This is a genomic window from Shimia sp. R9_1 (assembly GCF_017743775.1).
In the GTDB taxonomy this organism is placed as follows: domain Bacteria; phylum Pseudomonadota; class Alphaproteobacteria; order Rhodobacterales; family Rhodobacteraceae; genus Shimia.
This window is the reverse complement of sequence record NZ_JAGHRN010000003.1, coordinates 73,433-96,529: the sequence shown is the minus strand read 5'-3', so window position 1 is coordinate 96,529 and position 23,097 is coordinate 73,433. Positions and strand designations below refer to the sequence as shown.

Below are 23,097 nucleotides of genomic sequence, written 5' to 3'. Positions count from 1 at the left end.
CGCGCCCTCCTATCTGTTGCGTTGCGCCCGTGCCAAAGCGCGGCTCATCTGCGTGGCGATCTGCCCTTTGGAGCGCTGAAAACTCTCTGCATCCGGTGTGGAGACATTCACCACCACCTGCACCGGGGCCGCCCCCTGCGCGCTGCGCACTCCAAGCTTTCCATCCGGCCCACGCGACAGCGGCAAAATTGCTTCGGGTCCCGCTTCCCCCATCAAGCCGCGCCCGCCACGCATGGGAAAACTCACCGGCCCGCTCACGACGCCTCCATTGGCGAAGGGCATCACGCGCCCCTGTGTGAAACCGGCCCCATCCGCAAACGGCAACAAATCCCCAAAAAAACTGCCGACACCGCTGGTGATGACCTGCCCGAGCTGATCCTGAACCGGCCGCGCCGCACTGCGATACGCTGCATTCACCATGCTCTGCGCCAGATTGCTCAACGCGTCAGAGAGCTTGGCGCCATCAAACACAAGACCATCAAAAGCTTTGCGCAGCCCGCGGTTCATGCTCTTTTCAAGGCTCGCCGCATCCTGACCTGTCGCACTCAAAGACTGCTGCATCCGCCGCAGCGCCCCGTCAAAACCGGCCACCATCGCCGCCGCATCGCCGAGGCTGCCTTCCAACGCCTCAATCTGTCCGTCAAAGGCGTCAAAATCATCCATCTTCAGGCTCCTCATTTCTGTCTGGATAGGCGCGCAATAAAGCGTCAAAGCCTGCGCGAGTGAGCGCGCTCTGGCTGCCCCCGCCTCCCAACAACAGTGACAATTCCGCTGGCGTGAGCGCCCAGAACTCCACGGGTGTCAGCCGCAATCCGCCAATCCCGGCGCGCATCAGTGCTGGCCAGTCAAACCGTGCCATCTGTCTCTCGTGCGCCATGGACCTCCGGCGCGCCAAATGCGCCGACCAACAGCTGCGCGGCCACCCGCGCCGCTTCCATCGGCCCACCTGCAATATCCGCCTGCATCAGGTCGTCTTTCGCTCCGGCCCATCCGCCACCACGCAGCCCAGCCAGAATCAGCGCCAGCACATCACGGCTCGCAAACGCTCCGTTTTCAAACCGCGCAATCAAGGCCACCAGCGTGTCTTCCCCAAGCTGCGCCTCAAGCTCCGCCAGCGCCCCCAACGTGAGCTTGAGCACATGCCGCTGCCCGTTCATCGTCAGCGTCACTTCGCCTGCAAACGGATTGGCCATCTTCACACCGCCGCAAAGCTCAGCGCCCCGGCGCTGGCCATTGCCATCTCATAGGTCGCTTCGCCGTCATGGTTGCCCGCATACTCGATGGACGTGATCTGAAACGCCCCTTCCACGATGCCAAAATCGGGAATAACCACCTGAAAATTCGGTGTTTCCCCGTCAAAGAAAATCTGGCGCGCGCGCTCATCCGTGGCGGCGTCTTTGAACACGCCCGATCCGCTCAGCCCCGCCGATTTCACGCCGGCTCCCGCCAGCAACTCCCGCCAGCCACCTTGGCTTTCAAGCGAGGTCACATCCACGCTTTCCGCGTTAAAACTGATCCGCGTCGCGCGCAGCCCCGCCACGCTCTCAAACTGACCACTCCCAGTCAGATCCACCTTGATCAACAGATCTTTGCCGCTCTGTGCACCCATCATCTCTCTCCGAAACTTAGCTTTGATCGTCGTCAACCCGCGCCCGAAACCGCAGATCAATTCGACGCAGATTTTTCTGCGTGTCCCGTCTCGCCGTTGCGCGATCAAAGACGAGAAACACCACACGCCCACGCGCCAACGGCAGCCGATTGCCAGCCAAAATATCGCTGATCGCCGCCCCGACGGTCTTGGCCCGCGCAAATCCTGTCGCCTCACAGACAACGGAGACAACAAAGCGATGCTCCGCGCCGCCGTTCAACTGATCAGAGCGGTCCCGCACGGTCTCTGCGCCCAGCGAGACAAACAGCTCAGGCACCTGACCGGCAGGCATCGCGTCATAGACCGCGCCATTCACCAGCCCATCCAGAGCCTCATCCGCCTGAAGCGCCTGATAGACTGCCGTCTGAAGCGCTGCGCCTGCTCCGTAGCTCATTGCGCCTCCTCCTCGGTGGCGTGGCAAATCAGGTAGTGCCCAAGACCATCCGACTCCGCCACGGCCTCGATTGTGAAAATCCTGGCCCCGTCGCGAAACCGGCAGTCCGGCGTCGGGCGCATCTGCGACCCGACCGGCGCCCCGCGCAGCGTGATCTTGTAACGCACGCTGCTCAGCGACATGTCCCCGCCATCACGCTCCCGCCCGCTGCGCAGGCGCACATCGGCCCAGACCGTTCCAAGAGCTTCCCATGTGCGGGCAAAGCCGCCTGCGCCGTCCGGTGCCGCCAAGGGCCGCTCCAGTACCAGCTTGCGCGACAGCGTCACCGCTCTCATCGCCGGGCTCATTGGTCTGCCCCCAGCCCCAAGCGAACCGCGCGATACCGCTCCAGCAAACTGGTCACGCCAAACGGCATACAGCCTTCACTCAGCGTGGTTTCCTGGCGGAACTCATAGTAATGCGCCGCCAACAGCAGAACCGCTTGCCGCAAATCTGCAGGGATCTCTGCCCAGATTGCGCCAAACCCCGCCTCAAAGCGCAGGGTCACGCTGCCGTTGGTGGGAATCCCTGGCAAGGCTCCGGCCACACCGCGCACTGTTGGGCGGTGCGTGTCCTGCACAAGCTGGTAGGCACTTGAAGCGACCGTCACAGCCACGCCCTGCGCATCGGTCAGCGTCACTTCAAGGATTTGTGTGACCGGAGCCACCGGAAGCCCCTGCGCCCCCCCATCGCGCCAGCCATAAACCGTCCAGCCAAAAGTACGGCGGATCAGGATTTTGCCGGTGCGCGCTTCCACAGCGCTCATCGCCGCGCTCAGAAAACTCTCCAACACGCCGTCCTGCAAACTGTCTTCTGCAAAGCCGCTGCCAAGCCGCAAATGCTCCTTGAATGCAGCCACCGGCAACGCCGAAACAGGCACCGAAGCTTCTTCGATTAACATCATGGAATAACTCCAAAATTCTCGCTTACGGTCAGAAGGGCGCGCGTCCTCACGTCGCTTCAACGGAGGGGGTATGCCAGACAACGTGACGCAGTCCGACGCGCGCCCGGGGCTTGGAGGATCACCCCCGCGCCCACCCGGGGATTACGACAAGGCAAACCGCAAAAATTTGATCGCCGCAAAATCGCTCACGTCGCCGCCAATGCGTTTGGTGGCATAGAAAAGCACATGCGGTTTTGCGCTGAACGGATCGCGCAGCACACGCAGATCAGGCCGCTCCGCCACAGTGTAGCCCGCCGCAAAATCTCCAAAGGCAATGGCGTCTGCGCCGCTGGCAATGTCCGGCATATCTTCGGCAATCAGCACAGGATAGCCGAGCAATCGCGCCGGCTCTCCCGCCGCTAATCCGTCTGACCACAGGAAGCGCCCGTCCGCGTCTTTCAACTTACGCACCGCTCCGGCGGTCTTGGAATTCATCACAAAACTGCCATTGGCGCGATACTGCGCCCCCAGCGCATAGACCAATTCCACCAGCGCATCCGCACCGTTGAAATCCCCGTCCGCACCCGTGGCCACATAACCGATGTTGCCCCAGCTCCAGCTTGCTTCGGCAACGGTGGGATGGGTCATGATCCCCGTGGGTTTGCCCACCCCATCCCCGTTGATGAAGGCCGCCGCTTCAGCGCGGGCAAACTTGTCGGCGACCCGACCCGCTAGCCAGCTTTCAATGTCAAACGCACTGTCATCCAACAGCCGCTGCGAGGCTTTGGGCAGGGCCGAAAGCTCATGCAGCGGAATGGCAATGCGCTCGATATTCGGCGTGCCGGTTTCCGCGGTCGCGCTGGTCTCATCAGCCCAGCCCGCGCCCACATCAGAGCTGTCAATCAGCACATCATAAGAGCCCGCCTCAACGGTCACCACATTGGCAATCGCGCGGATGCTCGCGGTGCTGTTGAGCACGGATTTGATGGTCTCTGCGGTTTGCGGATCCACCAGATAGCCCCCATCGCTGTTCACACTTGAGGACATCGCCTTGCCCTCAAGCTCAAGTCCGCGCAGCCCGTCATCTTCCCCTGTGCGCAGATAGGCGTCAAAGGCCTTCTGATGGGGCGCGTCAAAGTCGGTGGCTGCGGCCAGATGCGGCCGCGCCGCGGAAATGGATTTGCGCTCTAACATGGTCAATCGCTCTTTCTGCTGTTTCAATTCTGCTTGAATGTCACCTGTGAAGGCACTCAGATCGCTGGTGAATTTCTCCACCGCATCGGTCACATCCTGGATCGAAGACACATCTTCTCCGATCCGAGACTCGGTCTCGGTTTTCGACATCTTCCCGTTCTCGCTTCTGTTGTTTCGCGCGCTCTAACGCGCTGTCATCACACGGCTGGCGTCTTCAAACGCAGCCACCATCGCGCGCAATGCAGGCAGCGCGCCGTCCTCCTTCGCGGTCAGCCGCGCGCTTGGCAGCATCGGAAATGTCACCAAAGACACCTCCCAAAGCTCAAGCTCCTGCAAAAGCCTTTGGCCTTTCGCACTCTTCGCCGCCTTCTGCGTGCGGTAGCCAATCGACAATCCGTCAATCGCACCGGCCGCAATCAAAGCCATCGCTTCACGGCCTTTGGCCACGCTATCGAGCAGTCGCCCTTTGACCCACAGCCCCTTGCCGTCCTCACGCACCTCATCCCAGATGCCAATCGGCTCACGCGGATCGTGCTGCCACAGCATCTTCACCTGACGTCCGCTTTCTGAGAGCGCCTTCAGCGACTTGGCGTAGGCACCGCGTTGCACCACATCGCCACCTTGGTCTGGCGCATCAAACAGGCTAGCGTATCCGGCAATCACATTGCCCTCTTCCACCGTCAGCCCGTTCCCGACCCGCGCGAATTTGGTTTCAAGTTCCATCTGTTGCTGCATCCGCTTCCCTCTCACTTCGCCAAACGCGCTTCACGGCGTCACGCTCATCAGCGACTGGACGGCCTGAGACAGGATCACGCCAACCACGCCATATACCGTTAACCAGAGCCGCCGCTCTAAGCGCTCCATCAGCTGCTCAATCTTGTCCAACCGGCGGTTCAAACTATCAAACTGCAACTTTGCCACCCGCTCATGTGCCTCAAGCCGCAGACCCGGCGCACAGTCAAAATGCTCAAACCCGTAGCGCGGCTCACGCATCGGCATCCTCAGCCGCGCGCGCGGGCAGACCCAGCATCGCGCGTTTCTCCGTCTCGCTCAGAAAATCCGCCCCTGCGATACGGGTCCAATGCGCCTCCCGCTCTGGCGCCAAGGCAGGCACCTGATCGAGGTCTGGCTTAAGCTGCAAAGCCTCGCCGGTATGTTGCGCCAGCCAAGTCCCCACCGCTGCCGTGACCCGGCTCGCCAGAGGCAACACCGTCAGGCGGTAGAACGCGCGGTTCGCCTCCTGATAATTCGCATAGGTCGCGTCTCCGGGGATACCAAGCAGCATCGGCGGTACGCCAAATGCCAAGGCAATCTCCCGCGCCGCTGCCTCTTTGGTTTTCTGGAACTCCATGTCGCTGGGCGAAAATCCCATGGGTTTCCAGTCCAACCCACCTTCCAGCAACATCGGCCGCCCCGCATTGCGCGCGCCCTGATGGTGGCTCTCCATTTCGCTCACCAGCCGGTCATATTGGTCATTGGTCAGGCTGCCTTGTCCCTCATGCGCCTTGTAGACAATCGCGCCAGACGGTCTTGCCGCATTGTCGAGCAAGGCTTTGGACCATCGCGAGGCACTGTTGTGCACATCCATCGCCATCGCCGCCGCCTGCATGGGCGACAACCCATAATGATCGTCCTGAGGGTGAAACATCTTGATATGGCAAATCGGAGAGACATCCCCCACCGCAAACCGATGTTTGCGCGCGCCCACCGCATATTCATAAGCAATCGGCCAGCCGTCATTGCCCGGCACCACACTCATACGATCAGAGCGCAGCACATGCAGCTCTGCAGGCGCCTCCGCCGCACCGGAAACCGCTTCGACATAGCCATTGCCCGAAAGCAGCAACTGCCCGTAAAGCGCCTCAAACAGCTCCGCATGTCCCTGCCCGCCATTGGGCCGCGCCAAAAGCGCCAGAAGGGGATGATCCTCAAAGCGTGCGCGGCTGTCCTGCAAGACCACCGGCAAGGCCGCTGCGGCCTCGGCAATCATCCGGACACAGCGAAATCCCACCGGATTACCCGCAAAGCCTGTGCGCGTGAGCGATACCGTATCGCGCGGGCTCCAGGCCACGCGCCCTGCACCGTGCCAGGCCACAACCGGCCCCGTGGCGCTTGCCTTCTTCTCAGGCGTCGCTGTCACGGGAGCCTTTGGCTCTGTGCCACGCTGAAAGATCTTTCCTAGCATTTATGACGCTCCCATTCTGAAGGCTCTTGCGCTGTCGCATCACGCCACGCGTTTGACGTTTCGCGTTTTGACCCTGACAGGTATCCAAAATTTGTCTTAACTTGCGACTTCCTGATCGCACGGTCGGTGTTGCGCGGCTCACAGCTCGCGCAGTCGCGGCCGCCGCCAATGTGCCGATGGCGCAATGATCAGCTCATGCAAGGCCCAGACCAGCGCATCCACGCGATCCGGGCTGCCTTGCCCCGCGAAACCCTGGGTGGTCATTTCACACATCTGATCTTCGAGCGTTTCAAGCCCGGCCATATGTGTCACACGCCCCTGCTCATAAAGCGCCGCCACGGGTTCTGCCCGCGCAGCCTTTCCGCGGCTGGCGCGCACCGCTTTGTAAGGCACCAACGGGTCAATCTGATTGATGACCGCTTGCACCAGATCTCCGCCCTGATTGACCTCCGCCACTAGCCGGTCTGCGCCCCAGCTTTCCATCGCCGTCAACGCCACCCGCGCCCAGGCATCCGGGCTGGCAGCCCGCACACTCACGTCATCGAGTACACAGGCACGCCACTCTTGCACTGGCCCCTTGGTGCATGCCCCCACCACAATGATCCCGCATTCATCAGATCCCGCATGGCCGCTCACCGGCGGATCCACCGCCACCACGATCCGGTCCATCTGCGGCAGCACCTCACATCTGAGGCCCTCCAGCTGGCTATGTGTCCAGAGCGCACCGTCCATGTCCTCCAGCAGCTCTCCGGCAAGCTCTTGCCGCCCCAGCCGCGTACCGGCATAGCGCGCCTCGACTTCTCGCAGGAAACTCTCTGCCAGATACGCCCTGTTGGCCTCAGTCGGCGCGCTGGTCTGCACCGTGCTGTCCACCTTCAGAAGCTTCTTCAACACACCCACATTGCGCGGTGTTGTTGTCACCACCTGCTGTGGGTTCTCGCCAAGCCGCAGCGCAAACTGCAACATGTCCCACGTCGCCTGCGCATTGCGCCACTTCGCCAGTTCATCCACCCAGGCCGCATCAAATTGTGGTCCGCGCAGGCTCTCCGGATCATGCGCAGAAAACGCCTGCGCCATCGCCCCATTTGGCCAGACAAGCCTGCGCCGCGCCGCTTCCCAGACAGGCCGCCGATCCGGCGGCGCACAGGCTATCAGCCCGCTTTCGCCAAAAATCATCACTTCGCGCACCTGATCGATGGTCTCTCCCACCAGAGCCACCCGCCGCGCCTGCCCCAGATCCTGCGGCCGCGCGCCTTCCACCATACTGCGCACCCATTCAGCCCCCGCGCGCGTCTTGCCTGCCCCGCGCCCTCCCAGGATCACCCAGGTCTTCCAGTCGCCGTCGGGCGGCAGCTGATGCGGCAGCGCCCAGAAATCAAACAAAAAGGGGAGCGCCAACAGCTCCCCCTCACTCAGACTGTCCAGAAAAGCCGCCTGAACCTCGGCAGGTTCGGAGGCGATCCAGGCGGCACCGGATCGAAGTTCGTGCCGCATCGAGGTCAAGGGGGCTGCTTCGGGCGGCATGGCCCTGTTTTGCATCGCGTTCTTCAAAGTCTGCCTCCATCAATAAGGCCAACCGGATGCACTGCCGCAGATGACCATAGACCTGCGTTGCCTCGTCAAACTGTGCCCAATCCTCGGCGCGCAGCGCGTTATGCACACGCAGCAGATCTTGGTTGAGATCGGACAAAGTCTTCCGAAGCACGCCCAATTCAGGATCAAGCGTGCACGCGCCCGGGGGCGAAAAATAATGTGTCATTGGTGCTCATCGCCTCTCATGCGCAGTGATCCCCTCCGCATAAGTCCTCATCCGGCCCGCGCTTTCGGCAGAAAGCCGCCAACCAGAGGTGGTCCAGCATGGTCCAAACGCTATGAAGCACCGTGCCTCAAGTCAATATTTCACGCCTTTGCAGACACTTAACGCAGCGTGCGCAGACCGTTGCGCATCCGCTTTGCAATACCGGAAACGCTGTGTTTCCTGATGCCAAGTAATGCGCCACATTCCGGGCCTTATCGATTTGTAGAGGTTTGTGCGGTGGGGTGCTCAAAGTGTCATTTTGAGGGACCAAGTCATGGGTACGACTTTTCTTTCCAAGCTGTCATGGCGCGGAAAACTGGCGCTCGCCGCTGCGCTGCTGCTCATCACTGTGCAGGCAGGTCCGGCGGCCGATGCGATCACCAATACCTTTCAGAAACCAGCGCCCATCGAAATGGAGATGGAAATGCGCCCAGAGGACATTTGCTAAGATCCACGCAGCGTCCTGCCGAGTCATCACAACAAAAAACGCGGCCCCAATCGGGAGCCGCGTTTTGGTTTCATCTGTGTCAGACCTTACTGATTGGCCCGTTCGGCCTCAATCTGGCGCCATCTGGCGACGTTTTGATTGTGCTCCGACAGGGTGGTCGCAAAGGCGTGTCCGCCGGTCCCATCCGCCACAAAGAAGATGTAAGGCGTCTGATCCGGATTGGCAGCAGCCTCAAGGCTTGCCCGCCCAGGGTTTGCAATCGGTGTGGGTGGCAACCCCTGGATCACATAAGTGTTCCAAGGTGTTTCGCGGCGCAGCTCGCTCTGGCGCAATCCACGACCCAGCACACCAACACCCTCGGTCACACCGTAGATCACCGTCGGGTCGGTTTGCAGGCGCATGCCACGGTCCAGACGGTTGGCAAATACGCTGGCCACCTGACGACGCTCTTCCGGCACACCGGTCTCTTTCTCGATGATGGAGGCAAGGATCAAAAGCTCCTCGGCACTATCCAACGGCACACCCTCTGCGCGGCTTTCCCACGCGGCGGCCACCAGCACCTCTTGCGCCTTCTGCATCCGCGCAATCACGCTTTCCCGAGTGTCCCCGACACGCACTTCATAGCTGTCTGGCGCAAGGCTGCCTTCTGCCGGGCGTGTGATCTCTCCGGTCAACAGGTCGATGTTGTTAAGCGAATCCATCACCTGCCAGCTGGTCACGCCTTCGGCCACGGCAATACGGTAGCGTGTGTCCGACGCCGCGCGCACGCGTGTGAACTCAGACGGCGCGGTCTCTTCCGCAGGGTTGAAGGAGGCCACTTCCACAAATCTGCCCGTGGCCGGGTCCAGCTCACGCACCTGCACAACCTTGCGTGTCACGCCAACGCGATAGACAATCTCGGTGCCGCAGGTGCTCGCCCCGCCCCGCGTGACGATATCAACGATCTCTTCCATCGACGCGCCAGCAGGCACCAGAAACGCACCGGCTTTCAGCTGGTCGGCCTTGTCGGAGTAGTCCGCCCCCAGGCGGAACAGCATCCCGTTGGCGATTGCGCCTCTTTTTTCAAGGTCTTGCGAGACACGGCTCATGTTCGAACCACTCTGCACCCGCAAGCACACAGGCTCTGTGAGCGGCCCCGTGGCCCGGTAAGTGGACTGCCCAAAGAGAATGACGCCGCCCAGAAGGAACAGCGCCACAATCAAAAGCGTCAACGCGTTAGACGCGACAGCGCGCCACATCAGCCGACCTTCCCGAAGATCACCGATGCGTTGGTGCCACCAAAGCCGAAGCTGTTGGACAGCGCCACATTGATTTCACGCTCACGCTTCTGGTTCGGTGCCAGATCCACAGGCGTCTCAACCGCTTGGCTGTCGAGGTTGATGGTGGGCGGTGCCACCTGATCGCGGATCGCAAGGATCGAGAAGATCGCTTCAATCGCGCCCGCAGCACCCAGAAGGTGACCGGTCATGGATTTGGTCGACGACATGGTCACCTTGCCCGCGTGCTCGCCCATCAGGCGCTCAACTGCGCCAAGCTCGATGGTGTCCGCCATGGTCGAGGTGCCATGCGCGTTGATGTAATCCAGATCTTTCGGCTCAAGACCCGCTTTCTTCAGCGCGGCACGCATGGAGCGTTCGCCACCTTCGCCGGTCTCAGAAGGGGCCGTGATGTGGTAGGCGTCACCAGACAGGCCATAGCCCAGCACCTCGGCATAGATCTTCGCGCCGCGCGCTTTGGCGTGCTCATATTCTTCCAGCACAACAATGCCAGCACCTTCGCCCATCACGAACCCATCGCGGTCCGCATCATAGGGGCGCGAGGCTTTCTTGGGGTCATCTTCATATTTGGTGGAGAGCGCCTTACAGGCGTTAAAGCCCGCAATGCCGATCTCACAGATCGCCGCTTCGGCGCCACCGGCAACCATCACATCCGCATCGTCAGAAGCAATCAGACGGGCCGCATCGCCAATGGCGTGTGCGCCGGTGGAACAGGCCGTCACAACCGCATGGTTGGGGCCTTTAAAGCCGTATTTGATGCTCACCTGACCGGAGATCAGGTTGATCAGCGCGCCAGGGATAAAGAACGGAGACACACGGCGCGGGCCTTTTTCGTTCAAAAGCAGCGTGGTCTGCTCGATGGACTGCAGGCCACCGATGCCGGAGCCGATCATCACACCGGTGCGCTCCAGCGCCTCGGTGTCTTCTGGCTTCCAGCCGGAATCTTCCACAGCCATCTGCGAAGCGGCCAGACCATAGAGAATAAAATCATCCACCTTGCGGCGCTCTTTCGGAGCCATCCAATCATCAGGATTGAAGGTGCCGTCGCTGCCATCGCCATAGGGCACTTCGCAGGCGTATTTGGTGGTCACACGCTCAGGATCAAAACGGGTGATGGTGCCCGCACCGGACTGACCGTCCAGAATACGTGTCCAGCTTTCTTCCACGCCCGACGCCAGCGGGGTGACCAGACCGAGACCGGTGACTACTACTCGACGCATTTCATTGCTCTCCTAGCCTTTGGCAATTTGCCCACCCAAATAGCTTGGATTGCCCGTGGCGTGCAAGAGCGCGTGCGCTGGCTTTTGCTGATATCGCACGCTTAAGGCACTTTGCGTTTACCCCGAGGGGCCGAATTGCGCTGCTGTTGAGACCACAGAGGGGAGGAAGGGAGCGGTCGGGCAGCGCAATCCGAGAAAACGCAAAGTGCTCAGAGACAGAAGCGGGTGTTACAGGAACTCCGCCACCGCCTCCGGTTCCGGTTTGGCCACTTCAAGGGCCTCTTCCACAGTCAGCGACTTGTGGAACAATGCGCGCCCAATCAGAACGCCCTGAATGTTCGGGTCATATTTCAGGCGGGAAATATCATCCGCGCCGCGCACCACGCCGCTTGCGGTCACCGGCCAGCGGCTTTGCTCTGCGATGCCGGAGATCAGACCAAGCTGCGCCTCCACGTCGGTCATGTCGCTGTCGATATCGGTTACAACGATGCCAGCGAAAGGGGCTTCTGAGAAAGCGTTCACATAGGCAATCGGATCAAAGGCCCCGGCCTTGCGCCAGCCTTCCGTCATCACCTGCCCCTGCCAGACATCCACCGCCAGTACGATCTGGTCCGGATGGGCATGCGCCAGTTCAATCGCCGTATTGGGGTCATAGGCCGCCATGGTGCCCAACACGATCCGGCCTGCGCCTTTCTCGATCCAGTGCTCTACCTGCTCACGGGAGCGCATACCGCCGCCCAGTTGCACAGGCAGCCCTGCCCCGCGAATAATCTCTTCAACCAGCTCGGCATTTTGATCGCTGCCCTGAACCGCGTTGAAATCCGTCAAATGCATCCATTCTGCGCCGGATGCGGCAAACCCTTTGGCCGTTTCCACCGGGTCCACATGCCAAATCTGCGGGCTGTCCAGATCGCCCTTGTCCAACGTCACACAGCGACCGTCCAGAAGTTCCATTGTGGGGTAAATCATCATTGCGGAAATCTCCTCCAGCAAACTTTATGAGGTCAGTTTACCACCCAAAGAACACCGCAAGGCAAAAAAAACGTCGCGCAAACTCGCAGACACGACAGCAAAACGGCGCCTCCCTGAGGGAAGCGCCGTTTCACAAAAGTTATCTCGAAGAGCTTAGGAAGCTTCGGAGATGAATTTGACCGCGTCGCCGAAGGTCTGGATGGTTTCGGCTGCGTCGTCCGGGATCTCGATGCCGAACTCTTCTTCAAAAGCCATCACCAGTTCCACGGTGTCGAGGCTGTCTGCGCCCAGATCGTCGATGAAGGACGCTGCTTCAACAACTTTGTCCTCTTCCACACCCAGGTGCTCTACAACGATCTTTTTCACGCGGTCTGCGACGTCGCTCATGTCAATTCCTCATTCGTCTTGGGCGTGTTGGCCCGTTTGAATTCCCATCATTTTAGATGGGTCTGATTTGTGCCCCAACCGGGACGGTTCTGGTCCGGTCGTCCCGGAAGGTCTCCGTCCGCCCTCTGCATAATTAGGGGGCACCCGGAAAATACTCGCCGCCTATAACACATCCACCTCACAAGGCAAACGCTTTCCCCAGCGACAGCTGCGGCCCGTTTTCGCGGGCCGCGCACGCTCACAACATGGCCATGCCACCGTTCACATGCAAGGTGGTGCCTGTCACATAACCTGCTTCAGCACTTGCCAAATACAGCACAGCCGCAGCGATTTCCTCGGAGGTGCCCATGCGCGCCGCCGGAATCTGCCCGTTGATCTTGTCTTTCTGATCGTCAGTCAGCTTGTCGGTCATCGCTGTCGCAATAAAGCCCGGCGCCACAGCATTGGCTGTGATTCCACGACTCGCCACCTCATAGGCGATGGATTTGGTCAAACCAACAAGCCCGGCCTTGGAGGCGGCATAGTTCGCCTGCCCCGGGTTGCCGGTCGCACCAACAATAGAGCTGATGTTGATGATCCGGCCCCAGCGGGATTTCATCATCGGACGCATCACACCGCGGCACAGACGCATCGCGCTGGTCAGGTTCACGTCGATCACGCTCCGCCATTCCTCGTCAGACATGCGCATGAAAATCTGGTCGCGGGTGATGCCCGCGTTGTTCACCAGAATATCCACGCTGCCCATCGCTTCGATCGCCTGCTTTGGCAGCGCATCCACCGCCTCTGAGTCGCTCAGATTGCACGGCAGCACATGCGCGCGCTCTCCCAGCTCAGCTGCCAGCGCCTCAAGCGGCTCCACACGTGTGCCAGACAGGCCCACGGTTGCGCCCGCGTCATGCAGCGCCTTGGCAATCGCGCCGCCGATACCACCCGATGCGCCAGTCACCAGCGCGGTTTTTCCAGTCAGATCAAACATAGTTCTGTCTCTCTCAGTTTTTCACCACAGGCTTGGTCAAAAGCCCGTATTTGGCAATGTCTGCCGGTGTCATAATGTAAGTGTCTTCTACAGGTGCTGCGTCAAGCGTGAACCAATAGAAATCTGCACTGCCCAACATGCGTGCGGTATAGCTCACATAGCTTTCGTGAACAGGGTCATCCTTCGGAAAGTCCGCCCCCGCGCGATTGCCTTCGGCCCAGCTGTGCACCCCGATGATCGCGCCCTCTTCCATGGAGCGCTCCACACCTGCGAGGAACAGGTCTGTCCCGCCGGAATGCACTTCGCTGTCCGCAGTCAGATGCGTGTCCAGACCCAGATCACGCACCCGGTTGCCAAGCTTCAGGTTGGTCTCATCGTCCACCGATCCGGGCACAGACATCAGCACAAGGCGCGTGGTCTCCGGATTTTCGGCAATCGCCTGCTCAAACGACGCAAGGCTGAACTGATTGAGCGTGCCTGAAACCAACAGGTCATCACCCGAAGGTTCAAAGGCAATGCTGTCATAGGAATTGAGGTAGGCCACCTGCAAATGCGTGCAGCCCGCCACAACGGCGACGCCAAGCGCCGCCGCCCCAGCCAGAAAGCGCCGTTTCAGCGAGTGCTGAATCATTTGAGGCTGGCCACAGCCGCCAGCACATCATCAGGCGTCCCCACCGCGCGCACCGCATTGTTGCGGTCGATCTTACGGATCATGCCCGAAAGCGCCTTACCTGCGCCGATTTCCCAGAATTCGGTCACACCATCCGCGGCCATATTGATCACCGATTCGCGCCAGCGCACAGAGCCGGTCACCTGCTCCACCAGCAGTTTGCGGATTTCGTCGGGATCACGCACCGCTGCCGCGCGCACATTTGCAAACAGCGGCACCGCCGGCGCTTTGATCTCTACATTTGCAAGCGCCTCAGCCATAACATCGGCTGCCGGCTGCATCAGCGCGCAATGGAATGGTGCGCTGACCGGCAGCATCACCGCGCGGCGTGCGCCTTTTTCCTTGGCAATCTCCGCCGCCCGCTCAACAGCAGCTTTGGCACCGGACACCACAACCTGTGTTGGGTCGTTGTCATTGGCCGCCTGACAGACCTCCCCTTCAGCTGCCGCCTCAGCCACCTCTTGCACCGCTGCAAAATCAAGGCCGAGTATCGCGGCCATGGCGCCTTCGCCCACAGGCACAGCCGCCTGCATCGCCTGACCACGGGTCCGCAGAAGGCGCGCGGTGTCGCCCACGCTGATGGCACCTGCCGCCGCCAATGCGGAATATTCACCAAGGCTGTGACCGGCGACACAGGACGCATCGGTCACCGCAATGCCTTCTACATAGAGCGCCGTCATCGCCGCCAGCGAGGTCGCCATCAAGGCTGGCTGCGCATTCTGCGTCAGGGTCAGTGTCTCCTGATCCCCTTCCCAGATGAGCTTGCTCAGGTTGTCCCCAAGCGCGTCATCCACCTCGTTGAAAATCGCTTGTGCCTCTGGATAGGCTTCGGCCAGCGCCTTGCCCATTCCAATGGTCTGGGCCCCTTGGCCCGGAAATACAAATGCACGGCTCATTCTGGCTCTCCTCAAAGGTATTTGCACCGACATACCCCGCAGAAAAGCCCCACGCAACGTCAATAGAGCGTTAACCCCTGCCACATTGCGCAGACGCGCACCTCACTTGTGCATGAGCGCCGGTTGCGCCACAGCCCCACAACCGCCACTCTAGAGCCAACGTATATAAGAGGTTTTTACATGTCGCGCTCCAACACCGCTGCCCGCTATGGCAGTGTCGCCAAGACATTTCACTGGCTCACCGCCCTCCTGATCGTCAGTGCGCTGGCGGTTGGCTACTTCGCCCATCAGGCCCCCTATGAGGACAGCGCGCAACTCGCCTTTAAGGCCACGCTCTTCTCTTTGCATAAAACCATCGGCCTCACCGCGTTTTTGGTGGCGGTCCTGCGTATTCTCTGGGCCTTCACCCAGCCGCGCCCCAAATTGCTCAACGGCGACCATAAGCTTGAGGCTCTGGCCGCAGAGACCGCGCATTGGGTGCTCTATGGCGCCATGGTGCTTGTGCCGCTGACCGGTTGGATGCACCACGCGGCGACCACCGGCTTTGCCCCGATCTGGTGGCCCTTTGGGCAATCCCTGTTCTTTATTCCAAAAGATCCTGTGCTGGCCGAAACTCTGGGAGCCTTGCACTATGTCTTCATGCTTCTCTTGGTGCTCACCCTGCTGGCCCATATTGGCGGCGCGTTGAAACACGCCATCATCGACAAAGACAAAACGCTCCAGCGCATGCTACCCGGGACTCCGGATCTGCCAGACACGCCTGCACAACAGCCCGGCCACACCCTGCCGTTCCTTGGCGCCGCAACCGTCTGGGCCGCAGCACTTTATGTTGGCGCATTCTCCGGGATCTTTGCGCCAGCCGAAGGGGCCGAACCCGCTGCAGAGCTCGCCGAAGTGGCCTCCGAATGGCAGGTGCAATCCGGCACGCTCGGCATCGCTGTGCAGCAATTTGGCAGCGAAGTGACTGGCAGCTTCGCTGACTGGACCGCCGAGATCGCCTTTGACGAAACCGCAACCGACGGCAAACACGGCAGTGTCACTGTGACCATTGCCATCGGCTCGCTTACCCTTGGGTCGGTCACCGATCAGGCCCTTGGCGGGGAGTATCTGAATGCCTCAGAACACCCCACCGCGACCTTCACCGCCGACCTGCTGGCCGCCGAAACAGGCTACATCGCCGAAGGAACATTGGCGCTCAGCGGACATGAAGTGCCGACCTCCCTGCCCTTCACGCTCACATTGAATGGCGACTCCGCAGAAATGTCCGGCGCACTGGAGCTTGATCGCCGCAGCTTCCACGTGGGGGATACGATGACCGACGAAAGCTCGCTGGGCTTTGGCGTCGCCGTCACCGTCAGCCTGACCGCAACACGCGGCGAATAATCTTAGAAGTCACTTAGGGCCGTTGACCTGAGACGGCCCTAAAACCTCATTGCTCAGTATATGCTGCGAGCACAAGAAGTGGCGCCATCGTGGCTGCGAACGATAAAATGAAGAGCGCCAAGTTTTTCAACATGCGTTTGGTGGCATGCGCGTTATTTCTATCGCCAACAACACGCCACATTTGCCATAAACCACCTGTAGCAATGTACTTAACAGGAGCTTCATCGAACTGCGCATTGGTAGCATTTATCAGGCTCATGATCGAAGCAAATAACCTGAAAAAACAAACTGAAGTCGCACAAAGCCCGACACAGCTATAGGCAAAGACCAAATAGAAATTAACTTCCAATGCTCGCTCCAAATTCGTGAAGTTAAGGCTTCCGACTCCGATTTTGGAGTAACCGCATCTATCCAACCAAAACCGCCCCGCAGATACAAACTTAAATTCTCACTCTGCAAACGAACGTGCGAACCTTGACCCTGCCTCCAAAACGCTATCACGCCACCTTGGCCGTCAGGTTCTCGAAACCTCAATCCTCTCGTGGGCGGCGCAGCCGACCAGCCTCAGTTCATCTCTACGGGCCCTCCCCACGGGAGGGGGCTTCACCCCCACCCAGGGTCAGGGGCTGGCCTATGTGACCAGCTTCAGGCGCTGCAGAACCTTCCGACAATGCCCTAAAAGACACAAAAAAGGGCCGCCCTCTCAGGCAGCCCTCTCAAACTCTGGCGAAAGAAGCGTTTATTCCGCTTTCATCGCCTCAACAGAAATCTGCACTTCCACTTCGTCGCTCACAAACGGCGCGAAGTTGCCAACATCATAGTCGGTGCGCTTCAGCGTGGTGGTCGCATTGAAACCAGCCCAAGGCTTTTTCGCCATTGGGTGCTCGCTGGCTGCGTTCAGCTGCGCGTCCAGCACCACGGATTTGGTCACACCGTTCAGGGTCAGGTCACCGGTGATCAGGGCGGTGTTTTCGCCGGTCACTTCGATGCCGGTCGAGGAGAAGCTCACCAGCTCATCATCTGCCGCATCAAAGAAATCGCCGCTCATGAAGTGCGCATCGCGCTTTTCCCAACCGGTGAACATGGATTTCACAGGCATGGACACGGTCACGGAGCTTGCAGAAGGATCTTCTTTGTCAAACATGATCTCGCCTTCAAAGCCGGAGAACATGCCCCACGTCGTGGAATACCCCAGGTGGTTGTAAGAGAACAGGATCTGGCTGTGCGATGCGTCGAGCACATATTTCTCAGGCGCTGCAACAGCGGAAGTTGCGGTGACGGCGGCCAATGCGAGGCCAGCGGCAAAAAGGGTGCGTTTCATGGGGTCTCTCCAAAATGGATCAATAACGATGTGATACTAGCAATGTGCCGAGACTTCTCCCAATCGCAATTCTACGTAAACCCACAACCACTGTGCTTTTGTGAACATTTCCGTGAAGACACCCCCGCATGACCGCACAAAACGCGCCATTCCCCAATAAAATAAGAGACTTCCAGTGTGAGCGAATTTCAGCCTAGCCATATCGCTTCAGGTTGTTTGAATTTGATGCATTTCATCGACTTACCTCGCGCGGCCGTTGAGGCCCGCACAGGAAACGCCCACACGAAGTCAACGCTTCCCCTTATATAACCCCTTCAAACGCCCTACCGGCGACCGGTTGAGGTGGCAGCCCATCCTCCCTATATCAGGCAGCGCACGGGCCGACTGTGGGGCCTGCGTCAATGTGGCGGATGTTGAGTGCCGCCGCCATGAGATAGCGCCTCTCCGGCAAAGAGCGTCCTGAAACAGATTGGAAATATGCAATGGAACTGGGTTGGGTAGATCTTTTCCCTTTGGTCTTCTTCCCCTTTAAGATCATCGTGTTAGGCATTGGTATGTTCTACGCCATCAAGTGGCACCATGATCAGGAAAAGAAGAAGAAAAACGAAACCGCAAACCAAAAGCCCCCCTCCGCCTGATCGGGATCGGGGCCACACCTGCAAGCCTTCAAAGCCAGCACAAAACAAAAGGCCGCCAGCCCATCCGGCTGCCGACCTCGATTCATTCTCCTAGCATTCTGGATTGGCGCGCGACCCGCTGCCCTTAAAGCGGCAACACGGTCTGGCTGCGCAGCTGCGCAATGGCGTCCAAACGGGCGTGTGGCCCATCCAACGGAAGCCCCACAATCTCGCCCCCATCAGCGCCCAGCACCGTCAAGCGTGTGTCACTCACATCCACGCGCCCGATGTCTTCATAGTTGATGGCCTGCGCCACATGTTTGCGGCGGCGCGGCAATCCCTCAAAAACCAGAAGCTGGCGGTTGCGCTGGTCAAAATGCAGCTCCTGACGCGGCTTTTGCGTGGCAATCTGCGTCAGCCCGACACCCGCAGTCACCAAGAGGATGGAAATGCCCATCTTTGACAGCAGGATCATCGGTGTCAGATCCAAACCCGGCACCAGCCAAAGCCCGATCCCAGCCCAGATGAAGGCAAAGCCGAACACGACAGCGCTTGTGCGTACGGAAAGCGAAGGCCTCTTGCCTTCCACCATAGCCACGCGAGAGCGCGCTTCATTTGCGATTTGTGTCATCGCCATCATTGTCCCGGTCTCCTATGCGCCCTTGCGGCGACAGTTTCTGCGGTTTGTCCCGCCTTTGCGCTAAACTTCCGGGTGAATTCAGGCGAGAATGGGGCGGATTAACGAAATCCCTGTGCTTTTGGTTAAATCATCGCTAAGCCCTCTCTGAGCCCCAAGAAAACTTGGTCCAAAGAGCCATTTCTCCCCTTGCGCCTTCGCCGAATTCGGCTATACAGCGCCATCCTTTCGCAAAAGCTTGAACCGCGCAGTCTCTCGTGGGTGGGGTGCGAAAGGCCAAGATGCCCCGCTCTTTGAAATGCGCCTGTAAAATGAATGGAGAGCACATGCCGCTTTATGAGCATGTTTTCATCTCGCGCCAGGACCTGTCCAACGCGCAAGCAGAAAGCCTCGTTGAACACTTCGGTACAGTTCTTTCTGACAACGGCGGGTCCGTTGTAGAGAGCGAGTACTGGGGCGTGAAAACCATGGCCTACAAAATCAACAAGAACCGCAAAGGCCACTATGCCTTCCTGAAATCCGACGCCCCTGCCGCAGCGATTCAGGAAATGGAACGCCTGATGCGCCTGCATGACGACGTGATGCGCGTTCTGACCATCAAGGTTGACGAACACGCTGAAGGTCCTTCGGTTCAGATGCAGAAACGTGACGAGCGTGGCGACCGCCGCGACCGCCGCTCCTAATCACCTTAAGAGAGGACATTAAGTTATGGCTGCAAAACCATTTTTCCGCCGTCGCAAAGTCTGCCCTTTCTCGGGTGAGAACGCGCCGAAGATCGACTACAAAGACACCAAGCTGCTGCAACGCTACATCTCTGAGCGCGGCAAAATCGTGCCTTCGCGCATCACAGCCGTGTCTGCCAAGAAACAGCGTGAGCTGGCCCGTGCAATCAAACGCGCGCGCTTCCTTGCACTGCTTCCATACGCCGTGAAGTAAGGAGACACTGACATGCAAGTTATCCTTCTGGAACGTGTGGCCAAGCTGGGCCAAATGGGCGAAGTTGTGGACGTGAAGCCGGGCTATGCTCGCAACTTCCTGCTGCCACAGGGCAAGGCGCTGACCGCGTCCAAAGCCAACATCGCATCTTTCGAAGCGCAGAAAGCTCAGCTCGAAGCGCGCAACCTGGAAACCAAGAAAGAAGCAGAAGCACTGGGCGAGAAGCTCGATGGCGAACAGTTCATCGTGATTCGTTCCGCGTCCGACGCTGGTGCGCTCTACGGCTCCGTCACCCCACGTGACGCAGCAGAAGCAGCCACCGAAGCAGGCTTCTCTCTGGACAAGAAACAGGTTGCTCTGGCCGCTCCGATAAAAGAGCTCGGTCTGCACGCGGTTCACGTGAACCTGCACCCTGAAGTTCAGATCACCATCAATCTGAACGTTGCCCGTTCTGAGGAAGAAGCGGAGCTGCAAGCTTCCGGTAAATCCATTCAGGAACTGGCTGCAGAAGCAGAAGCAGAAGCAGAATTCGAAATCGCCGAACTGTTCGACGATATCGGCGCAGCTGCCTCTGACGAAGACGACATGGGTGCACCTGCCCCATCCGAAGAAGCGCCTGCCGAAGAGCAGTAAACGCTTTACCAGCGAAGAATTCGCGAAGCCGCGTCCGGGTGCACCTGGGCGCGGTTTTTCTTTTTCCGGCCAACGCTTACGCAAACTCCTGCGCAAGAGTGCCTCTGTGTCGACCAACCGCTTCCCTTTTCTGTGCGACCGGCCATACTGGGTAAAATGACTTTCAGGAGGCCGCATGCCCGCCCACTATTCACGCCGTATGGCGCTCGCCCTTCTGATCTCCCTACCAGCGGCCTGCGCCAGCACAGAGCCAACCGCCGCCACTGAATTTGACCCGCCGCTCTACCCCAATGAAACGCCAGAGCTGCGCGCGCTAATCAACCAATATGCCGATTTTTACGAGGTGCCGCGCGATCTTGTTCAGCGCGTGGTCATTCGCGAAAGCACCCATCGCCCCTGGGTCACCAACGGCAACAACATCGGCCTCATGCAAATCCAGCTGCCCACCGCCCGCGGCATGGGCTACACCGGCAACCGCGAGGGGCTACTCGACGCCGAAACCAATCTGACCTACGCCGTCAAATACCTGCGCGGCGCTTACCTTGTGGCCGAGGGCAACTACGACCGCTCTGTGTTCCTTTATGCCAAAGGCTACTACCCGGAGGCCAAGCGCGCAGGATTGTTAAAAGAAACCGGCCTCGCCCCCTGATCCCCCAAACACATGTGCCTGCGTGAGGCCGCGATTTTTTCGCGCCTTGGCAGATAAGAAACACCCCCGCACCAGATTGACGGGATTAGTGTATTCTTAACGAAGTCGCCTTGGCAGCGGTCTCAGCGAAGACTATTCTCCCCGCAATTGTTTTCAGTTTTTGAGGCCCCTTGTGAGCACCGAATCCGCAGGCACCCTGCACCCCCTCGCCCCCCACCATCTCCCCAGCTTCATATCCGATGCGACAGGGGCAGACCCGATGATGACCAATGTGGCCATCTTTGCCGTGGTCATGGTGTTCCTCCTCACCACCTTCTTTTTGCACCTGCATTCCCTGCCGGAACAGCTCGCGCATAAAGTGGGGGCCAATCAACTCCAAATCGTTGGTGTGCTTGCCCTGATCGCGCTGTTCACCCACAACAACATCTACTGGGTGGCCGCCCTTCTGCTGGCCCTGATCCAGATCCCCGATTATGAAACCCCGCTTGGGCGCATCGCCGATGCACTGGACCGCCTCAAATCGCCGGAGCCTCCGCAAACCGTCGCCCAAACCGCATCCGCAGAGGCCACTCCAGCCCCCACCCAAACGGCGTCCAAAGACGCCACCAAAGACGGTGAGGTGTAAGCCATGCTGGAATTTATCTGTTGCTCCATGCTGACCATTTTCCCCGACTTCCTGTTCCGCCGCTATTGGCAGGGCAAACGTCTGGGACAGGAAATCACCCTGTTCTCCATGTGGTACGAGCTGCGCTACGGCCTCAGCTCCTGCTTCATTCTGACGGTCAGCCTGATCACCCTGATCTTCTATTACCACCCGTCCACCTCCAATGTAACCTCGTTTTTCCGCACCGTCACCATCCTGCCGGAAATCAGCGGCCGCGTGACCGAGGTGATGGTGGAAAACAACCAGACCGTGGAAGAAGGCGATGTGATCTTCAAACTGGATGACAGCCGCCAGCGCGCCGCTGTCGCCACCGCCCGCGCAGCGGTGATCGAAGTGGATGCCGCCGCCCTTCTGGCCCACGATGACACCCGCGTGGCACAGGCCAATTTTGACGCCGCCGAAGCCGCCTTTGAGCAAACCAAAGACGAGTTTGAGCGCAAAAACACCCTGTTTCAGGAAAACTCCCCCGCTGTGACCGTGCGTGAGGTCGAGCGTCTGGAAAACCTCATTCAGGAACGTCTTGCCGCCGTGGATGCGGCCCATTCCGCCCTTGAATCCGCCAAGCACCGGCTGGAAATCCAGATCCCGGCCCAGAAAGACAGCGCCGAGGCCTCTCTCAATCAGGCCCAGGTGGAACTCTCCAAAATGACGATCTATGCCGGACAAGCCGGACGCATCGAACAGTTTGATCTTCGCCCCGGGGATTACATCAACCCGATCCTGCGCCCTGCGGGCATCCTTGTGCCCTCAGACACCGGTCGCGCGCGGTTTCAGGCCGGCTTCAGCCAGCTCACCGCACAGGTGCTGCACCCCGGCATGCTGGCAGAAATCTCCTGCGCCACCGCGCCGATGCGGGTGACCCCCATGGTCATCATCGGAGTGCAGGATGTGATCCCCTCCGGTCAGGTGCGCCCCTCTGATACCCTACGCGATCCGCAAAACCTGCAACGCCCCGGCACAGTGATCGCCTATATGGAACCACTCTGGGAAGGTGGCATCGACCATCTACCCCCTGGTAGCCAATGTGAGGTCAACGCCTACACCAGCAACCACGAGCGCCTGCAGGATCCTGACATCGGCACGGCAAAATTTGTCGCCCTGCATGTAATCGACACCGTCGGCTACGCCCACGCCCTGATCCTGCGCTTCCGCGCCATTCTCATGCCGTTCAGAACGCTGGTCTTCTCCGGCCACCACTGATCACAGCGACAGCACATAGAAAAAGCCCCGGTCTCCCGCCGGGGCTTTTTTGTTGCAAGCTCTCGTCATC

General features: G+C 59.6%; 32 protein-coding genes. 9 read left to right on the top strand and 23 right to left on the bottom strand.

Annotated features, from left to right (window positions below; all coding sequences use genetic code 11):
- Positions 1-9 precede the first annotated feature (9 nt).
- The 13 genes from J7399_RS11490 to J7399_RS11430 form a co-directional block, all read right to left on the bottom strand.
- A complete protein-coding gene (locus tag J7399_RS11490) occupies positions 10-663 on the bottom strand; it encodes a phage tail tape measure protein (RefSeq protein WP_209086286.1) in 654 nt (217 codons plus the stop codon).
- Positions 656-859 carry a rcc01693 family protein gene (locus tag J7399_RS11485; protein WP_209086283.1) on the bottom strand — a complete coding sequence of 68 codons (204 nt, stop codon included), beginning with the start codon at positions 857-859 and terminating at the stop codon, positions 656-658. Before J7399_RS11485 ends, J7399_RS11490 begins: the two co-directional genes overlap by 8 nt.
- Complete coding sequence (locus tag J7399_RS11480; protein ID WP_209086281.1) at positions 846-1,193, bottom strand: gene transfer agent family protein; 348 nt, start codon at positions 1,191-1,193, stop codon at positions 846-848. The genes J7399_RS11485 and J7399_RS11480 overlap by 14 nt, the downstream gene beginning before the upstream one ends.
- Before the next feature lie 2 nt (positions 1,194-1,195).
- On the bottom strand, positions 1,196-1,609 hold the full coding sequence (locus J7399_RS11475) for a phage major tail protein, TP901-1 family (protein ID WP_209086279.1): 414 nt from the start codon (positions 1,607-1,609) through the stop codon (positions 1,196-1,198).
- A 16-nt stretch (positions 1,610-1,625) separates the two neighbouring features.
- Entirely contained in the window at positions 1,626-2,042 is a 417-nt protein-coding gene (locus tag J7399_RS11470; protein ID WP_209086277.1) for a DUF3168 domain-containing protein, read from the bottom strand.
- Positions 2,039-2,377 (bottom strand): head-tail adaptor protein, encoded by a 339-nt coding sequence (locus J7399_RS11465; RefSeq protein ID WP_209086275.1) that lies wholly within the window; start codon positions 2,375-2,377, stop codon positions 2,039-2,041. Before J7399_RS11465 ends, J7399_RS11470 begins: the two co-directional genes overlap by 4 nt.
- An 8-nt stretch (positions 2,378-2,385) precedes the next feature.
- Positions 2,386-2,985 (bottom strand): head-tail connector protein, encoded by a 600-nt coding sequence (locus tag J7399_RS11460; RefSeq protein WP_209086273.1) that lies wholly within the window; start codon positions 2,983-2,985, stop codon positions 2,386-2,388.
- A 141-nt stretch (positions 2,986-3,126) separates the two neighbouring features.
- Positions 3,127-4,308 carry a phage major capsid protein gene (locus J7399_RS11455; RefSeq protein ID WP_209086271.1) on the bottom strand — a complete coding sequence of 394 codons (1,182 nt, stop codon included), beginning with the start codon at positions 4,306-4,308 and terminating at the stop codon, positions 3,127-3,129.
- Positions 4,309-4,341: 33 nt separating this feature from the next.
- Entirely contained in the window at positions 4,342-4,881 is a 540-nt protein-coding gene (locus J7399_RS11450) for an HK97 family phage prohead protease (protein ID WP_209086268.1), read from the bottom strand.
- Between the two features lie 42 nt (positions 4,882-4,923).
- Entirely contained in the window at positions 4,924-5,157 is a 234-nt protein-coding gene (locus tag J7399_RS11445; protein WP_209086265.1) for a hypothetical protein, read from the bottom strand.
- Complete coding sequence (locus J7399_RS11440; protein ID WP_209086262.1) at positions 5,144-6,343, bottom strand: phage portal protein; 1,200 nt, start codon at positions 6,341-6,343, stop codon at positions 5,144-5,146. Before J7399_RS11440 ends, J7399_RS11445 begins: the two co-directional genes overlap by 14 nt.
- A 138-nt stretch (positions 6,344-6,481) precedes the next feature.
- A complete protein-coding gene (locus J7399_RS11435; protein WP_209086259.1) occupies positions 6,482-7,837 on the bottom strand; it encodes a terminase family protein in 1,356 nt (451 codons plus the stop codon).
- A complete protein-coding gene (locus tag J7399_RS11430; protein WP_209086256.1) occupies positions 7,752-8,102 on the bottom strand; it encodes a hypothetical protein in 351 nt (116 codons plus the stop codon). Before J7399_RS11430 ends, J7399_RS11435 begins: the two co-directional genes overlap by 86 nt.
- Positions 8,103-8,415: 313 nt before the next feature.
- Here J7399_RS11430 and J7399_RS11425 point away from each other — a divergent pair, with 313 nt between their 5' ends.
- Positions 8,416-8,589 carry a hypothetical protein gene (locus tag J7399_RS11425; RefSeq protein WP_209086251.1) on the top strand — a complete coding sequence of 58 codons (174 nt, stop codon included), beginning with the start codon at positions 8,416-8,418 and terminating at the stop codon, positions 8,587-8,589.
- An 86-nt stretch (positions 8,590-8,675) separates the two neighbouring features.
- On the opposite strand, the gene mltG is transcribed toward J7399_RS11425, so the two are convergent.
- The 7 genes from mltG to fabD form a co-directional block, all read right to left on the bottom strand.
- Positions 8,676-9,827 (bottom strand): endolytic transglycosylase MltG, encoded by a 1,152-nt coding sequence (mltG, locus tag J7399_RS11420; RefSeq protein ID WP_209086248.1) that lies wholly within the window; start codon positions 9,825-9,827, stop codon positions 8,676-8,678.
- On the bottom strand, positions 9,827-11,086 hold the full coding sequence (fabF, locus tag J7399_RS11415; protein WP_209079019.1) for a beta-ketoacyl-ACP synthase II: 1,260 nt from the start codon (positions 11,084-11,086) through the stop codon (positions 9,827-9,829). The genes mltG and fabF overlap by 1 nt, the downstream gene beginning before the upstream one ends.
- Before the next feature lie 228 nt (positions 11,087-11,314).
- On the bottom strand, positions 11,315-12,058 hold the full coding sequence (locus tag J7399_RS11410) for a 1-(5-phosphoribosyl)-5-[(5-phosphoribosylamino)methylideneamino] imidazole-4-carboxamide isomerase (protein ID WP_209062215.1): 744 nt from the start codon (positions 12,056-12,058) through the stop codon (positions 11,315-11,317).
- A 153-nt stretch (positions 12,059-12,211) separates the two neighbouring features.
- Complete coding sequence (locus tag J7399_RS11405; RefSeq protein WP_058240599.1) at positions 12,212-12,445, bottom strand: acyl carrier protein; 234 nt, start codon at positions 12,443-12,445, stop codon at positions 12,212-12,214.
- A gap of 238 nt (positions 12,446-12,683) precedes the next feature.
- Positions 12,684-13,421, bottom strand: coding sequence for a 3-oxoacyl-[acyl-carrier-protein] reductase (gene fabG / locus J7399_RS11400; RefSeq protein ID WP_209086245.1), 738 nt, complete (start codon positions 13,419-13,421; stop codon positions 12,684-12,686).
- A 13-nt stretch (positions 13,422-13,434) separates the two neighbouring features.
- On the bottom strand, positions 13,435-14,052 hold the full coding sequence (locus J7399_RS11395; RefSeq protein WP_209086242.1) for an alpha/beta hydrolase: 618 nt from the start codon (positions 14,050-14,052) through the stop codon (positions 13,435-13,437).
- On the bottom strand, positions 14,049-14,987 hold the full coding sequence (fabD, locus tag J7399_RS11390) for an ACP S-malonyltransferase (protein ID WP_209086239.1): 939 nt from the start codon (positions 14,985-14,987) through the stop codon (positions 14,049-14,051). Before fabD ends, J7399_RS11395 begins: the two co-directional genes overlap by 4 nt.
- A gap of 180 nt (positions 14,988-15,167) precedes the next feature.
- Between fabD and J7399_RS11385 the strand changes: the two genes are divergently transcribed.
- On the top strand, positions 15,168-16,370 hold the full coding sequence (locus J7399_RS11385; protein WP_209086237.1) for a cytochrome b/b6 domain-containing protein: 1,203 nt from the start codon (positions 15,168-15,170) through the stop codon (positions 16,368-16,370).
- A gap of 46 nt (positions 16,371-16,416) precedes the next feature.
- Here J7399_RS11385 and J7399_RS11380 read toward each other — a convergent pair whose 3' ends face one another.
- Positions 16,417-16,719, bottom strand: coding sequence for a hypothetical protein (locus tag J7399_RS11380; protein ID WP_209086235.1), 303 nt, complete (start codon positions 16,717-16,719; stop codon positions 16,417-16,419).
- Positions 16,720-17,109: 390 nt separating this feature from the next.
- Positions 17,110-17,691 carry a YceI family protein gene (locus J7399_RS11375; RefSeq protein ID WP_209086232.1) on the bottom strand — a complete coding sequence of 194 codons (582 nt, stop codon included), beginning with the start codon at positions 17,689-17,691 and terminating at the stop codon, positions 17,110-17,112.
- A gap of 482 nt (positions 17,692-18,173) precedes the next feature.
- Between J7399_RS11375 and J7399_RS11370 the strand changes: the two genes are divergently transcribed.
- Entirely contained in the window at positions 18,174-18,329 is a 156-nt protein-coding gene (locus J7399_RS11370; RefSeq protein WP_209062201.1) for a hypothetical protein, read from the top strand.
- A 124-nt stretch (positions 18,330-18,453) separates the two neighbouring features.
- On the opposite strand, the gene J7399_RS11365 is transcribed toward J7399_RS11370, so the two are convergent.
- Positions 18,454-18,948 carry a hypothetical protein gene (locus J7399_RS11365; protein ID WP_209086230.1) on the bottom strand — a complete coding sequence of 165 codons (495 nt, stop codon included), beginning with the start codon at positions 18,946-18,948 and terminating at the stop codon, positions 18,454-18,456.
- A 323-nt stretch (positions 18,949-19,271) separates the two neighbouring features.
- Here J7399_RS11365 and rpsF point away from each other — a divergent pair, with 323 nt between their 5' ends.
- The 6 genes from rpsF to J7399_RS11335 all read left to right on the top strand — a co-directional run bounded on the left by rpsF (position 19,272) and on the right by J7399_RS11335 (position 23,027).
- Positions 19,272-19,628 (top strand): 30S ribosomal protein S6, encoded by a 357-nt coding sequence (gene rpsF, locus J7399_RS11360; protein WP_209062197.1) that lies wholly within the window; start codon positions 19,272-19,274, stop codon positions 19,626-19,628.
- Positions 19,629-19,653: 25 nt separating this feature from the next.
- Positions 19,654-19,881 (top strand): 30S ribosomal protein S18, encoded by a 228-nt coding sequence (gene rpsR, locus J7399_RS11355; protein WP_009805008.1) that lies wholly within the window; start codon positions 19,654-19,656, stop codon positions 19,879-19,881.
- 12 nt (positions 19,882-19,893) lie between these two features.
- Positions 19,894-20,514 carry a 50S ribosomal protein L9 gene (gene rplI / locus J7399_RS11350; RefSeq protein WP_209086228.1) on the top strand — a complete coding sequence of 207 codons (621 nt, stop codon included), beginning with the start codon at positions 19,894-19,896 and terminating at the stop codon, positions 20,512-20,514.
- A 175-nt stretch (positions 20,515-20,689) separates the two neighbouring features.
- Entirely contained in the window at positions 20,690-21,163 is a 474-nt protein-coding gene (locus tag J7399_RS11345; RefSeq protein WP_209086226.1) for a lytic transglycosylase domain-containing protein, read from the top strand.
- Between the two features lie 172 nt (positions 21,164-21,335).
- A complete protein-coding gene (locus tag J7399_RS11340; RefSeq protein WP_209086223.1) occupies positions 21,336-21,788 on the top strand; it encodes a hypothetical protein in 453 nt (150 codons plus the stop codon).
- A gap of 3 nt (positions 21,789-21,791) precedes the next feature.
- A complete protein-coding gene (locus J7399_RS11335; protein ID WP_209086220.1) occupies positions 21,792-23,027 on the top strand; it encodes a biotin/lipoyl-binding protein in 1,236 nt (411 codons plus the stop codon).
- The last annotated feature ends 70 nt before the right edge of the window (positions 23,028-23,097 follow it).

What these genes read in the sequence shown, in the direction of transcription:
- J7399_RS11490 (WP_209086286.1), bottom strand. Translation starts at nt 663, where the DNA reads ATGGATGATTTTGACGCCTTTGACGGACAGATTGAGGCGTTGGAAGGC.
- J7399_RS11485 (WP_209086283.1), bottom strand. Translation starts at nt 859, where the DNA reads ATGGCACGGTTTGACTGGCCAGCACTGATGCGCGCCGGGATTGGCGGA.
- J7399_RS11480 (WP_209086281.1), bottom strand. Translation starts at nt 1,193, where the DNA reads ATGGCCAATCCGTTTGCAGGCGAAGTGACGCTGACGATGAACGGGCAG.
- J7399_RS11475 (WP_209086279.1), bottom strand. Translation starts at nt 1,609, where the DNA reads ATGGGTGCACAGAGCGGCAAAGATCTGTTGATCAAGGTGGATCTGACT.
- J7399_RS11470 (WP_209086277.1), bottom strand. Translation starts at nt 2,042, where the DNA reads ATGAGCTACGGAGCAGGCGCAGCGCTTCAGACGGCAGTCTATCAGGCG.
- J7399_RS11465 (WP_209086275.1), bottom strand. Translation starts at nt 2,377, where the DNA reads ATGAGAGCGGTGACGCTGTCGCGCAAGCTGGTACTGGAGCGGCCCTTG.
- J7399_RS11460 (WP_209086273.1), bottom strand. Translation starts at nt 2,985, where the DNA reads ATGATGTTAATCGAAGAAGCTTCGGTGCCTGTTTCGGCGTTGCCGGTG.
- J7399_RS11455 (WP_209086271.1), bottom strand. Translation starts at nt 4,308, where the DNA reads ATGTCGAAAACCGAGACCGAGTCTCGGATCGGAGAAGATGTGTCTTCG.
- J7399_RS11450 (WP_209086268.1), bottom strand. Translation starts at nt 4,881, where the DNA reads ATGGAACTTGAAACCAAATTCGCGCGGGTCGGGAACGGGCTGACGGTG.
- J7399_RS11445 (WP_209086265.1), bottom strand. Translation starts at nt 5,157, where the DNA reads ATGCCGATGCGTGAGCCGCGCTACGGGTTTGAGCATTTTGACTGTGCG.
- J7399_RS11440 (WP_209086262.1), bottom strand. Translation starts at nt 6,343, where the DNA reads ATGCTAGGAAAGATCTTTCAGCGTGGCACAGAGCCAAAGGCTCCCGTG.
- J7399_RS11435 (WP_209086259.1), bottom strand. Translation starts at nt 7,837, where the DNA reads ATGCGGCACGAACTTCGATCCGGTGCCGCCTGGATCGCCTCCGAACCT.
- J7399_RS11430 (WP_209086256.1), bottom strand. Translation starts at nt 8,102, where the DNA reads ATGACACATTATTTTTCGCCCCCGGGCGCGTGCACGCTTGATCCTGAA.
- J7399_RS11425 (WP_209086251.1), top strand. Translation starts at nt 8,416, where the DNA reads ATGGGTACGACTTTTCTTTCCAAGCTGTCATGGCGCGGAAAACTGGCG.
- mltG (WP_209086248.1), bottom strand. Translation starts at nt 9,827, where the DNA reads ATGTGGCGCGCTGTCGCGTCTAACGCGTTGACGCTTTTGATTGTGGCG.
- fabF (WP_209079019.1), bottom strand. Translation starts at nt 11,086, where the DNA reads ATGCGTCGAGTAGTAGTCACCGGTCTCGGTCTGGTCACCCCGCTGGCG.
- J7399_RS11410 (WP_209062215.1), bottom strand. Translation starts at nt 12,058, where the DNA reads ATGATGATTTACCCCACAATGGAACTTCTGGACGGTCGCTGTGTGACG.
- J7399_RS11405 (WP_058240599.1), bottom strand. Translation starts at nt 12,445, where the DNA reads ATGAGCGACGTCGCAGACCGCGTGAAAAAGATCGTTGTAGAGCACCTG.
- fabG (WP_209086245.1), bottom strand. Translation starts at nt 13,421, where the DNA reads ATGTTTGATCTGACTGGAAAAACCGCGCTGGTGACTGGCGCATCGGGT.
- J7399_RS11395 (WP_209086242.1), bottom strand. Translation starts at nt 14,052, where the DNA reads ATGATTCAGCACTCGCTGAAACGGCGCTTTCTGGCTGGGGCGGCGGCG.
- fabD (WP_209086239.1), bottom strand. Translation starts at nt 14,987, where the DNA reads ATGAGCCGTGCATTTGTATTTCCGGGCCAAGGGGCCCAGACCATTGGA.
- J7399_RS11385 (WP_209086237.1), top strand. Translation starts at nt 15,168, where the DNA reads ATGTCGCGCTCCAACACCGCTGCCCGCTATGGCAGTGTCGCCAAGACA.
- J7399_RS11375 (WP_209086232.1), bottom strand. Translation starts at nt 17,691, where the DNA reads ATGAAACGCACCCTTTTTGCCGCTGGCCTCGCATTGGCCGCCGTCACC.
- J7399_RS11370 (WP_209062201.1), top strand. Translation starts at nt 18,174, where the DNA reads ATGGAACTGGGTTGGGTAGATCTTTTCCCTTTGGTCTTCTTCCCCTTT.
- J7399_RS11365 (WP_209086230.1), bottom strand. Translation starts at nt 18,948, where the DNA reads ATGATGGCGATGACACAAATCGCAAATGAAGCGCGCTCTCGCGTGGCT.
- rpsF (WP_209062197.1), top strand. Translation starts at nt 19,272, where the DNA reads ATGCCGCTTTATGAGCATGTTTTCATCTCGCGCCAGGACCTGTCCAAC.
- rpsR (WP_009805008.1), top strand. Translation starts at nt 19,654, where the DNA reads ATGGCTGCAAAACCATTTTTCCGCCGTCGCAAAGTCTGCCCTTTCTCG.
- rplI (WP_209086228.1), top strand. Translation starts at nt 19,894, where the DNA reads ATGCAAGTTATCCTTCTGGAACGTGTGGCCAAGCTGGGCCAAATGGGC.
- J7399_RS11345 (WP_209086226.1), top strand. Translation starts at nt 20,690, where the DNA reads ATGCCCGCCCACTATTCACGCCGTATGGCGCTCGCCCTTCTGATCTCC.
- J7399_RS11335 (WP_209086220.1), top strand. Translation starts at nt 21,792, where the DNA reads ATGCTGGAATTTATCTGTTGCTCCATGCTGACCATTTTCCCCGACTTC.